This window comes from Streptomyces sp. sk2.1 (genome assembly GCF_008120935.1).
Classification (GTDB): Bacteria; Actinomycetota; Actinomycetes; order Streptomycetales; family Streptomycetaceae; genus Streptomyces.
Genome location: NZ_RDBO01000077.1, coordinates 214120 through 226524 on the forward strand (window position 1 = coordinate 214120; position 12405 = coordinate 226524).

Here is a 12405-nt window from a genome sequence, read left to right on the forward strand (position 1 = left end):
CCGTTCTGGTCCTTGTCCCGGTCCTTGCCGCTGCTCCCGCCGTTGCCGCTGTCGGTGTCCGTGGAGGAGCCGCCGGTGGCCGTCGAGGGCCCGGCCGAGGTGGACTTGTCGTCCTTGCCGTTGCCGCCGCCCCGTCCGGCCACGTCGCCGTCCGCCCCGCCGCGCGCGTCCATCACGGACGTGGTGCCGCGCCGCACCCTGGTGATCATCGCCGCGGTGATCGCGCTCGTCCTGGTCGGCACGATCCTCGCGCTCACGCTCGGCGGGGACGACAAGAACGACGCGGGCGGCGGCAACGGCAAGGACGACAAGTCCACCTCGGCCGGGCCCTCGACGGCCACCGGCGGCTCCTCCACGGACACCGACAGCGGCAACGGCGGGAGCAGCGGCAAGGACCGGGACAAGGACCAGAACGGCGCCCAGGGCCAGGGCGCGGACAAGGACAAGGGCGACGGCACGGGCGAGGGGGCGGACGGCTCGAAGGGCGACAAGCCCGGTGACGCCCTGCCCGCCGGGTTCCGGAAGGTCACGAGCAAGCGTTTCCACTTCACGGTGGCCATGCCCGAGAAATTCCGGTTCGACACGACGGCCGGCAGCAACTCCGGGGCGATCTACAACGTCGACGGCGGCTTCCCGCGCATCCAGATCGACTACACCGACTCGCCCGGTGGCGACGCCGCCGCGGCCTGGAACGCCGCGAGGGCCGCCGTCGCCGCCACCAGCAGGGGCTACCAGCACTTCGGCATCAAGAAGGTCGAGTACAACGGCTACCCGACCGTCGCCGACTGGCAGTTCGAGCGCACCCAGCAGGACGAAACGGTCCGGGTGCTCAACCGGGGCTTCAAGATCGACGCCACCCACGGCTACGCGATCATGATCAGCTGCAAGGCGGACGAGTGGAACGGCGCGGAGTGCCGGAAGCTGCGCGAGGTCGCGTTCGACACGTTCAAGCCCGTCGACTGAGCAGCTTGACGGGCCTGACGGGACCGACGGGCCTGGCAGGTCTGATGGGACCGACGGGACCGACCGGTCCGGTCGGGGTGGCGGAACTCTTCGCTCCGGTGGAACCGGACCATCCGGCCGGTCCGTCTGACTCCTGGGGGAAAGGGGCCGGGTTGCACCGACCCCGGCGCGTGGCCGTCACGTGCCACGTATCGTGAGAGCCTGAAGACCGTACGCAGCCGGAACGATGGGTCAGTTGCACGGTGAGCGACCGCAATTGACGGGTTGATGCGGTCCCTTGTGGCCGGGGGACAACGCGCTCTGGGGAGGCGTCGTGGACGACTACGCGGGTCGGGTGCTTGCCGACCGCTACCGCCTTCCGTTGTCCCGGTCGGACGAGTACGAACCGGTCGAGACCAGGGCGTTCGACACCTACAGCGGGCAGGAAGTCCTGGTCCGGCAGGTGCCGTTGCCCGAGGTGGTGGACGCCGAGCTGCTCGGCGCGGACGACCCGGCGCCGACCGGTTTCCGGGGCGCCGGAGGGGCGGTGCGGCAGCCGGCGGACCCGGTGGTGCGGCGTGCCGTCGAGGCGGCGCAGGCGGCGGCCCAGGTGCCCGACCACCCCCGGCTCGGCCAGGTCTTCGACGTGTTCGCCGAGGCGGGTTCGCTCTGGATCGTGAGCGAGTTCGTCGCGGCCCGATCGCTCGCGAGCCTGCTCGCGGAGCGCCCGCTCAGTCCCTTCCGGGCCGCCGAGATCGGCTCCGACGTACTGGCCGCGCTGCGGGCGCTGCACGCCCACGGCTGGACCCACCGGAACATCACCGTCCGCACGGTCCTGGTCTGTGACGACGGCCGCGTCATGCTGACCGGCCTGGCGGCAGGGGCGGCGGAGGAGGCGCTCTGCGGGTACGTGACCACGCCGCGGCCCGACGGCGAGGACGACGACCACGCGGACGGGTACGACGACGGGGACGGGTACGACGACGCGGACGAGTACCACGACGGGGGTGGGTACGACCACGGCGACCGCGGCCGTTCCGAGGCGGGGGTGTTCGCGCCGCCCCGGCCCGCCGTGCCTCCGGCGCCCGCGCCCATGGCCGAGGTCCCGGCCTCGCGCGGCCGGATGGCGATAGGGCCGGGCCGGGAGGACGGCGGCCCGCACGGCGACGGTGACGACGACCCGTACGCCGACGGCCCGTACGCGGACGCCGGTACGGATGCCGACGACGCCCCGTACGCCGATGCTCCGCACGAGGACGGCGACCGCGGCGACGACCGCTCCGGGGACGACCGCTCCGGAGACGTGCGGAGGGGGGCGGCGCCCGGTCTGCCGGGCGATCTGGAGGCCGTGCCGCATCCGGTGAGCCACGCCTTCCCGTCATCCCCGTCCAGGGACTTCACGCAGTCGCGGACCGGGCGCCCCGACGCGATCGTCGCCTACCGCGAGGGCGCCCGCGCCGGTGCGCGCCTCGGCGAGGACCGGCGCCGCGCCGAGGCGGAGGACACCGGCAGCCTGCCGGTCCAGCGCCCCGCCGGTACGGAAGCCGCCGAAGACGCCGACGCGGGCACCGGCACCGGCACGAAGGGGACCGGCGAAGGCACCACCGCGACGACGGCTCCGTACGCCGGATCCCCCTGGGCCAAGGGCCCGTACGGCGACGACACCCCGCACGCCGAGGACCCGTACGAGGACGAGGACGACGCGGGCGAGGACGACGAGGACATCCACGACGCCGAGAGCGTCCGCGACGCCGGGGACGACCGCGACGCCGGGGACGACCGCGATGCCGGGGACGGCCGTACGCCGCCGGGTCCCGCGTCCCCACCTCGGCGGGCGTACCTCATCGGCTCGTGGAACGACGGGCCCGGAGCGGGGCGCCCCGTACCCGCCGGAGGATCGGGGCAGGACGCGCTGCGGGCCGAGTCCCGGCGCGGCGGCGTGCCGGCCCTCCCCGTGCACCTGCCGGAGCAGCACTCGGCGGGCCGCTGGGACGAGGACGACGACGAGGGCGGCCGTACGGGCTCCGGCTACCGGGGCCCCGCCACCCCTCTCGCCGCCGAGCGAGCCCGGCAGACCCGGATCGCCGTCGTGGGCGCGGTCACCGAGCGCTGGGCGCCCGAGCAGGCCGGCCCCGTCCACGAGAACTGGCAGCTGGCGCCGCCGATCGGCCCCGCCACCGACCTCTGGGCGTTGGGCGCGCTGCTCTACCGCGCCGTCCAGGGCCACGCCCCCTACCCCGAGGAGAACGCGGCCGAGCTGGTGCAGATGGTGTGCGCCGAGCCGCCCGCGTTCGCCGAGGAGTGCGGTCCGCTGCGCCCCGTCGTCGAGTCCCTGCTGCGCCAGGACCCCACCGAGCGGCCGGACTTCGAGGAGCTGAGCGGCTGGCTGCGCTCCCTGGTGCGTTCGGCGCCCGAGCCCGAGGCCGGTCTGGACGTCGTGCCCCTGCCGGCCGCGGACGGCGCCCGGCTCCCCATCGTGCGCCGCCGGGGCGAGCTGGTCCGCCGTCGCCGCGGCCGCAACGCGGCCCACGGCCGCCACCGCCACACCAGGAACAGGTCCGGCCGGCAGGCGCAGCCGGAGCAGCAGGACGCCGGGCTCGACCTGCTGGGCGGATTCGACCGGCGGGACCACTCCGACCGGCAGGACGGGTTCGAGCGGCCGGACGAGCCCCGGGCCGAGCGGGCCCCCAGGCCCACCAAGGCCCCCAGGCCCGCCAAGGCCCCCAGGGCGCCGCGCGAGCCCAAGGCGCTGCGCACCCCGCCCCGGTCCGCCGAGGGCCGGACGCCGCGCAGGCTCGGGCGGATGCTCCTGCTGCTGATCCTGCTGGCCATGGCCGCCGCCATCGCGTACGCCGTGATGTTCATGCCCAAGTCGGACGACGAACCGGGCAACGGCTCGTCGGGGCCCGGGGCGTCGACGTCCGGTGCGCCGGAGCCCGGCGGCCAGGATTCGTCCGGCTCCCAGCAGCCGCAGACCAGCCGCTCCGCGATCGCGCTCGCCCCCGGCTACACCCTGCGCAAGGACGCCGAGGGCTTCGAGGTCGGCGCGCCCAAGGACTGGCGGCGCACCCCGGCCAACGCCGACCGTCAGATCCGTTACGGCGGCGACGGTTTCAGCCTGCTGATCGTCCCGGGCCGTGACACGGTCGAGGCCAGTGGCGACGACCCGCTGGCGTACCAGGCCGACAAGGAGCTGGAACTGCAGCAGTTCCGCGACTCCGAATGGTCGGGGTCGAGCGGGCTGCGCCGGATCGACGTGGGCCGACAGGCCATGGCGGAGGGCCAGTTCACCTGGCAGGACGCCTCGGGGCGCGAGGTGTACGCCCGCAACCTCGTGATGGTCGTCGAGGGCCGCTACCACGTCATCCAGGTCATCGGCCCGGAGAACCGGCGTGACAAGGTTTCGGACATCTACGAACAAGCCATCTCTTCCTACCGGGTGACGTCCTGACCCCGCTCCGTGCGCCGGCCGGCATGTGACGGAGCGACAAGCATCACAGTGCGGTCTCGTGGGCGGTGCGAGGTTCCGTGGCCGTGCGTCCGCTCCGTAATCTGGCACCTGAGGTACGGGGCGGGGACACGGGGCGGGGACACGTGGAGCAATCACAGGGCACGGAATCGGGACTGCTGCTGGCCGGAAGGTACCGGTTGGGCGAGGTCCTGGGGCGCGGCGGCATGGGCAAGGTGTGGCGGGCCCACGACGAGGTGCTGCACCGCACGGTCGCGGTCAAGGAGCTGACCGCCGGACAGTACGTCGCCGAGGCGGACCGGGTCGTCCTGCACGCCCGGACGCAGAAGGAGGCGCGGGCCGCCGCCCGGATCACGCACCCGGGCGTGGTCACCGTCCACGACGTGCTGGAGTACGACAACCGGCCCTGGATCGTCATGCAGTACGTCGACGGTCCGTCACTCGCCGACGCGGCCAAGGAGTCCGGCGAGATGGAGCCGCGCGAGGCGGCCAGGATCGGCCTCCACGTCCTGGGCGCCCTGCGCGCCGCGCACGCGGCGGGGGTCCTGCACCGCGACGTGAAGCCGGGCAACGTCCTGCTCGCCGGGGACGGGCAGGTGCTGCTCACCGACTTCGGGATCGCCGCCATCGAGGGCGACTCGACCATCACCAGGACCGGCGAACTGGTCGGCTCCATCGACTACCTGGCACCCGAACGGGTCCGCGGCGCCGACCCGGGCCCCGCCTCCGACCTGTGGTCGCTCGGCGCCACGCTCTACACCGCGGTCGAGGGCCGCTCGCCCTTCCGCCGCACGTCCCCGATCTCCACCATGCAGGCCGTCGTCACCGACGAGCCGCCGGTGCCCGGCCGGGCGGGCCCGCTGGCCCCCGTGATCACCGCGTTGCTCCGCAAGGAGCCGGACGAGCGTCCGACGGCGGCGGAGGCCGAACGGATGCTGCTGGACGCCATGGAGGGCCGCGAACCCGTGGCCGCGCAGCCGCCCGCCACGGCCCCGGTGACCCGCCGCAGCCGCGGACGCTGGCGCACCGCGATCCTGGTCGTCGCGATCGCGGCGCTGGTCGGCGGCGGCGCGGGGCTCGCCGCGATGAAGTACGGGGACCGCACGGAGAAGTCCATCGGGCAGACCGAATCGACCAAGGGCACCACCGATCCCGGCAAGTCCAGGACCGATCCCGGCGAACCCGGGACCGACCCCGGTGCCCCGTCCTCGCCGAAGGCCGTCGACCCGGTGAAGGACGTGCCCGACGGCTGGCACCGGGTGGAGGACCCCGAGGGCTTCGGCCTGACCGTGCCCGACGGCTGGGAGCGCCGGATGGACGGCAACCAGATCGACTACACCCCGGACGGCGGCGTGCACTACATCCGGATCAGCATCGACCCGGCGCCCGACTTCGAGAACCCGTACATGCACATGCTGAGCCTGGAGAAGCAGCTCTCCGAACGGCTTCCCGGCTACCGGCGCCAGACCCTGCACTCCAACACGTACCGGGACCGGCCGGGGTCGCTCTGGGAGTTCACCTGGACCGAGACCAAGCAGCACCCGGGGCCCCGGCACGCGATCGACCAGATGTACTTCGGGGAGACGGGCGGACCCGAGTACGCGCTGTACATGACGGGCCCGGAGGAGGACTGGGAGACGACCCGGGCGCAGTTCGACACGATGCTGCGCAGCTGGCGGGCGCCGGGCGAATCCGCCGACTGAGAGCGTCCGGACGGCTCCGACGGGACCGGGCCGCAGGAGCCGGTCCCGGGCGTGTCGTGCCGGGCGGTCCCGGTGCGGCCGGACCGGACGGCTCCGGTGAAGTCGTACCGGGCCGTCGGGGTGGAAGGCCGCTGATCAGGGGCTTTGTTGCCAGTGATCACTGGCTTGTTTGTGGGGACTGTGAAAACCCGTTACCCACGGGTACCAAAAGTGTGCGGCTGGACGTACTCTCGCCCTCATGACGGACTCGCAGGCCTCCACGTCCACCTCCGCGGCCCAGCTCGGCACCAACCCCGTGGCCGCCGCCCCCGCCGGGGCGCGCACCGCCGCCGATGTGGTGACACCCGAAGTGATCGCCCAGCTCACCCGGGGTGTGGTCGGCTCGGGCCGCACGGCCAACCACACCCCCTTCACCGGGGAGAAGCTGGCCGACCTGCCGGAGTCCACCCCCGAGGACGTGGCGACCGCCTTCGAGCGGGCCCGCGCCGCCCAGACCGCCTGGGCCGCGACCCCCGTCCGCGCCCGCGCCGCCGTGCTGCTCCGCTTCCACGACCTGGTGCTCAGCCGCCAGGCCGAGGTGCTCGACCTGATCCAGCTGGAGACCGGCAAGGCCCGGCTGCACGCCCACGAGGAGGTGCAGGCCGTCGCCGTCGCGGCCCGCCACTACGGGCGCAGGGCCGCCGCGTACCTGAAGCCGAAGCGGCACACCGGCGTCGTGCCGACCCTCACCAAGGTCACCGAGCTGCGCCAGCCGCGCGGCGTCGTCGGCCAGATCGCGCCGTGGAACTACCCGCTGGAGCTGTCCGTCGGCGACGCGCTGCCCGCGTTCGTCTCCGGCAACGCCGTCGTGATGAAGCCCGACACGGAGACCGCGCTGACCGCGCTGTGGGCCCGTGATCTGCTGATCGAGGCCGGACTGCCCGCCGAGGTCTTCCAGGTCGTCCTCGGCGAGGGCCCCGTCGTCGGTCCCGAGGTCGTCAAGCACGCCGACTACGTCTCGTTCACCGGCTCCACCCGCACCGGCCGCGAGGTCGCACGGGGCGCCGCGGCCCGGCTGGTCGGCGTCTCGCTGGAGCTCGGCGGCAAGAACGCCATGCTGGTCCTGGAGGACGCCGACGTGGAGAAGGCCGCCGCGGGCGCCGTCCGCGCCTGCTTCTCCTCCGCCGGACAGCTCTGCATCTCCATCGAGCGGCTGTACGTCCACGAGTCGATCGCCGACGACTTCGTGGCCCGCTTCGCCGCCCGCACCAAGGCCATGCGGCTCGGCAGCTCCCTCGCCTACGGCGCCGACATGGGCTCCCTGGTCGGCGAGCGCCAGCTGGAGACCGTCAGCCGGCACGTCGCGGAGGCCGTCGAGAAGGGCGCCAGGCTCGTCGCGGGCGGGGTCGCCCGCCCCGACATCGGTCCGCTGTTCTACGAGCCGACCATCCTCGACGGCGTCGAGGCGCCGATGGCCGTCTGCAACGAGGAGACCTTCGGTCCGGTCGTCTCCGTCTACCGCTTCACCGACGAGGACGAGGTCGTCGCGCTGGCCAACGCCACCCCGTACGGCCTGAACTCCAGCGTCTGGACGAAGGACTCCCGGCGCGGCCACCGGGTCGCCGCCCGGCTGCGCACCGGCACGGTCAACATCAACGAGGGCTACGCCCCCGCGTACGGCAGCGTCCAGTCCCCGATGGGCGGCATGAAGGACTCCGGGCTCGGCCGCCGGCACGGTTCCGAGGGCATCCTCAAGTACACCGAGGCGCAGACCGTCGCCCAGCAGCGCCTGATCCCGCTCGCCCCGTCCTTCGGCATGGACGACGAGAAGTACGCCGCGTTCATGAGTGCCAGCCTCAGGGCGATGAAGGCGTTCCGTCTGCGCTGACCCCGTTCCGCCCGCGCCGACACCGGTGGTGCCGCGGCGCCCTCCGCCCGTTTCGCACCGAGGAGAGCCATGTCCCAGGACAGCCCTGCCCAGAATCGGCCCGCCGACCGGGAAACGGCCGACGACGACGCCGCGTACGACTACGACGTGGTCGTCGTCGGCTCGGGCTTCGGCGGCGCGGTCTCGGCCCTGCGGCTGACCGAGAAGGGGTACCGGGTCGGGGTGCTGGAGGCGGGCCGCCGCTTCACCCGCTCCGAACTGCCCAGGAACTCCTGGGACCTGAAGAACTTCCTGTGGGCCCCGGCGCTCGGCCTGTACGGCATCCAGCGCATCCACCTGCTGGGCAACGTCATGGTGCTGGCGGGCGCGGGCGTCGGCGGCGGTTCGCTGAACTACGCCAACACCCTGTACGAGCCGCTCGCGCCGTTCTTCGACGACCCGCAGTGGAAGGACATCACCGACTGGCGCGAGGAGCTGGGCCCGTACTACGACCAGGCCAAGCGGATGCTGGGGGTCCGGCTCAACCCGACCATGACCCCGTCGGACGTCCACCTGAAGGCGACCGCGCAGGCCATGGGCATCGGCGACACGTTCCACATGGCGCCGGTGGGCGTCTTCTTCGGGGACGGCGAGGACGGCGACGGCACGGCGAAGGCCCGGCCGGGCGGCGAGGTCGCCGACCCGTTCTTCGGCGGTGCGGGCCCCTCCCGCAAGGCCTGCACCGAGTGCGGCGAGTGCATGACCGGCTGCCGGCACGGCGCGAAGAACACCCTCAACGAGAACTACCTCCACCTCGCCCAGAAGGCGGGCGCGGTCGTCCACCCGATGACCTCGGTCGTCGCGGTCGTCGAGGACTCCCGGGGCGGCTACGCGGTCAAGACCCTCCCCACCGACAACCGGAAGAAGGGCAGGGGGCGTACGTTCACCGCCCGTGAGGTGGTCGTCGCCGCGGGCACGTACGGCACCCAGACGCTGCTGCACCGGATGAAGGACACCGGGCTGCTGCCCCGGATCTCGTCCCGGCTCGGCGAGCTGACCCGTACCAACTCCGAGGGCCTGGTCGGCTCGCAGACCACCGACCGCCGCTACCGCAGGAAGCACGGGGCCGCGCGGGTCGACTTCACCCGCGGCGTCGCCATCACCTCCTCGATCCACCCGGACGAGAACACCCACATCGAGCCGGTCCGGTACGGCAAGGGCTCCAACTCGATGGGCGCGCTGACCGTCCTCCAGGTGCCGTACGGCGCGCACCGGGTGCGCAGGTGGCTGTTCGAACTGGCCAAGCACCCGACGCTCGCCCTGCGGTCGCTCTCCAACCGCCGCTGGTCGGAACGGACCATCATCGGGCTCGTCATGCAGTCGCTCGACAACTCCCTGACGACGTACCGCAAGCCCGGCGGCATCGGAAAGGGCCTGCTCACCGCCCGGCAGGGGCACGGGGCGCCCAACCCGACCCAGATCGAGGCGGCGACCCGCGGCGCCTCGCTCCTCGCCGAGGAGATCAACGGCTTCGCGGGGTCGAACGTGGGCGAGCTGATGGGCACCCCGCTCACCGCGCACTTCCTCGGCGGCTGCCCCATCGGCGTCACCGCCGAGGACGGGGTGATCGACCCGTACCACCGGCTCCACGGGCACCCCGGCATCTCGGTGGTCGACGGTTCGGCGGTCTCCGCGAACCTCGGCGTCAACCCGTCGCTCACCATCACCGCCCAGGCCGAGCGCGCGATGTCCTTCTGGCCCAACAAGGGCGAGGCGGACCCGCGCCCGGCGCAGGGCGAGGCGTACCGGCGGCTGGCCGCGGTCGAGCCGTGTGCGCCGGCCGTGCCGAAGGAGGCGTTCGGCGCGCTGAGACTGCCGTTCCTCGGCATGCCGGCCGTCCCGCCGAAGAAGCAGCGGCCGTAACGGCCGGAGGGGCCGCACCCCCCTTCGGGTGCGGCCCCTCCGTGTTCACGAGGATGCGGACGCGTCAGGCGCCGGCGTCACCGTTCCTGCGGCGCCGCACGACGAACATCGCGCCCGCGCCGAGCACCACGGCCGCCCCGCCCGCGGTGGCGAACACCGGCAGGGCGGAGGACGAACCGGTCTCCGCGAGGCTGCCGGTCACCCGGCCCGTCCGGTTGTCCGCCGGCTTCGTGGACGGCACCGGGGCACGGCCGCCGGTCTGCGGCGTGGAACCGCTGCCGCCCGCCTCCACGATCTTGAACTTGTACGCCACGTCGGTGACGCCCTGGCAGTCCTTGTCGCCCACGTACAGACCGGCGCCGAGGGTGAAGCCGGAGCCGACCGGGGCGCTCGACCGCACGTTGATGCGCAGCGGGATGTCCACCTCGTAGCCCGCGGGGATCTCGTCGGACTGGCCGACGTAGCCGACCGCGCGGCCGTCCTCGCTGAGCTCCTCCCACGTGCCGGTCTCCGGGTCGAGGGCCTGGAGACGGACCTGCTTCGAGCGGAAGAGGTCGTTGCCCTCCTCGTCGGAGGCGGCGCCCGCGAAGTAGTCGACGTTCCGCACGGCGGACTTCGAGGAGTTGTAGACGTTCATCTTGAACTTGTGCCAGCCGCTGCCCCGGGCGATCTTCCCGGGCAGGCCGTTGATGGAGGTGTCCAGGTCGGACGTGGCGCACTCGGCCGGCTCCGTCGGGTCCTCGGATTCCGAGGGGGACGGGGAGGCGGAGGCCGAGGCGCTCGCCGAGCCGCTCGGGGTCGCGCCGGGCTTGTCGCCCGGGGCCGGGTCGGTGTCCTCGCCCTCTTCCTCGCCGGATCCGCCGGGCTCGCCGGGCTCCTCGCCCGTCTCCTCGCCGGTCTCCCCGGCGGGGGCGGAGCTCGACGTCCCGGGGGACGGCTGCCCGTCGGTCTCCGTGGCGTCGGAGTCGCTCGGCGAGGGGGAGGCGGTGGTCTCGGCGGTGGTGGTCCCGTCCGTCGTCACGGCGAACGCGACCGGGGCGGCCAGGACCGCGGCGGGGGCGATGACTGCCGTGGCGGCGGCGAACGCCATGGCGCGGCGAAGCTTCATGGTGACCTCGGTGATGGGGCGCACCGCCGTGAGCGGTACGGGTTCGGGCGGGCCCGCCGTGCCGGGGCACGGGGCGGGCCCGGGGTTTCGCATGGTTGACCTGCGATCCGCCGCAATGGTTGTCCGGACGCTCACAGAACCCTTATGTGAGACCAATCACGCCCAAGTGTCCTCAATTGCACCGACCCGCCCCGGGGCCGCGGCCCGGGCCGCCTCCGGGCCGCAGGAGGAGGCCGCGGCCGGTACGTACGGGCGAGGAGGCTGCGGTCGGTATGTACGGGCGTACGGGCGGGGCGGTACGAGCGAGGGCCCCGTGGACGGGAATCGGTCCCCGGGGCCCTCGCACGTCGTCGCCGGCATGTGGTCCCGGCGCCGGAACGGACGGGCCGGGCTCCGCGCGGGGCCCGGCCTCGTCCCGGTCCGTTCGGATCACGGACCGCCGTGATGGAAGCGGCCGGCTCCGGGCGTCCCCGGAGCCGGCCGCTCCTGGAGTGACCGGACTGCTGTCCCCTGCCGACCGGTCACACACGCTGGTGCGCGGTCCCACGGCGTACCAGTGGCACGCCACACGCTCCAGCGGAGCCACGCGTGGTTGCTCTTCTTCCGGAGCCGCCCCTGGCTGGCACGGACATCGGGACCAACGAAGCCGCCGCGAACCCGGTCACGCGCCGTACGGGTGAGAGTCGGCCCGAACTGGGATACGCCGGAGTACCCCGGGGCCGCGGGCTGCCGCGACGGACCCGCGGGAGCCACGGGGCCGAAGGCGTTTTGGCCGGCGGGTGTCAGGCCCGGCCGCGGCACAGCTCCAGCAGGGTCATGGCGAGGGAGGTGCCGGGCTTGCCGAGGGCGTCCCGGTACTGGCCGAGGATCTCCATCTCGCGGGAGAGGTTGATGCGCCGGCCGCCGGAGGTGATCCGGGCCTCCTGGATGACCGCCGAGACGGCCATCCGCTCCTGGACGAGCCCGATGATCCGGTCGTCGAGGGAGTCGATGCGGGCGCGCGCGTCGGCGATCAGTGCGGCGGCCTCGTCGGTGTGCGCGCCCGTCCGTTCGGCGGCCGACGCCCCGGCCGCGGTCCGTGCGGGAGCGGCGGTGGCGGGAGCGGTGCTGGTGGGAGCGGTGCTGGTCATGGTGGTGACTCCTCGTGGATGTGGTCCCCGAGCCGACCGGTCCGTGAACGCCGAGGCGCCCCGGGCCTTTCGGCCCGGGGCGCCTGGAACGTTGCTCGTCAGTGGATCAAGCAGCACGACCATGGCAGCCGGCGGGCCGGATGCCATAGGTAAAGACGAAGGTCGTGTGCTGACGCATGGCTTCAGTATGGCCCCGCCCGCGCGGGCGGACCAACACGGCGCCCGGATGCTGAGACGCCCCGCCGCCGCTTGGGCCCCGCCGCCTCCCCACCGGTGTCCGGAGC

Annotated in this window: 7 protein-coding genes and 1 pseudogene; 5 read left to right on the forward strand and 3 right to left on the reverse strand. The window is 73.5% G+C overall.

Annotation, left to right across the window (positions count from 1 at the left end; genetic code table 11):
* Positions 1-209 (reverse strand): annotated as a pseudogene (locus tag EAO76_RS44865) (hypothetical protein); the annotation flags it as partial.
* On the opposite strand from EAO76_RS44865, the gene EAO76_RS28360 reads away from it, so the two are divergent.
* The 5 genes from EAO76_RS28360 (at position 184) to EAO76_RS28385 (ending at position 9883) form a co-directional block, all read left to right on the forward strand.
* On the forward strand, positions 184-963 hold the full coding sequence (locus tag EAO76_RS28360) for a hypothetical protein (protein WP_148838759.1): 780 nt from the start codon (positions 184-186) through the stop codon (positions 961-963). The pseudogene EAO76_RS44865 and the gene EAO76_RS28360 sit on opposite strands and share 26 nt — an antisense overlap.
* Positions 964-1276: 313 nt before the next feature.
* Entirely contained in the window at positions 1277-4393 is a 3117-nt protein-coding gene (locus tag EAO76_RS28370) for a protein kinase (RefSeq protein WP_148838761.1), read from the forward strand.
* Positions 4394-4536: 143 nt separating this feature from the next.
* Positions 4537-6114: a serine/threonine-protein kinase gene (locus EAO76_RS28375; protein WP_148838762.1), complete on the forward strand. Its 1578-nt coding sequence runs from the start codon at positions 4537-4539 to the stop codon at positions 6112-6114.
* Positions 6115-6352: 238 nt separating this feature from the next.
* Positions 6353-7981, forward strand: coding sequence for a succinic semialdehyde dehydrogenase (locus tag EAO76_RS28380; protein ID WP_148838763.1), 1629 nt, complete (start codon positions 6353-6355; stop codon positions 7979-7981).
* Positions 7982-8050: 69 nt separating this feature from the next.
* Positions 8051-9883 (forward strand): GMC family oxidoreductase, encoded by a 1833-nt coding sequence (locus EAO76_RS28385; RefSeq protein WP_148838764.1) that lies wholly within the window; start codon positions 8051-8053, stop codon positions 9881-9883.
* Between the two features lie 64 nt (positions 9884-9947).
* On the opposite strand, the gene EAO76_RS28390 is transcribed toward EAO76_RS28385, so the two are convergent.
* Positions 9948-11084: an LAETG motif-containing sortase-dependent surface protein gene (locus EAO76_RS28390; protein ID WP_316248379.1), complete on the reverse strand. Its 1137-nt coding sequence runs from the start codon at positions 11082-11084 to the stop codon at positions 9948-9950.
* Between the two features lie 689 nt (positions 11085-11773).
* Entirely contained in the window at positions 11774-12121 is a 348-nt protein-coding gene (locus EAO76_RS28395) for a chorismate mutase (protein ID WP_148838765.1), read from the reverse strand.
* Between the last annotated feature and the right edge of the window lie 284 nt (positions 12122-12405).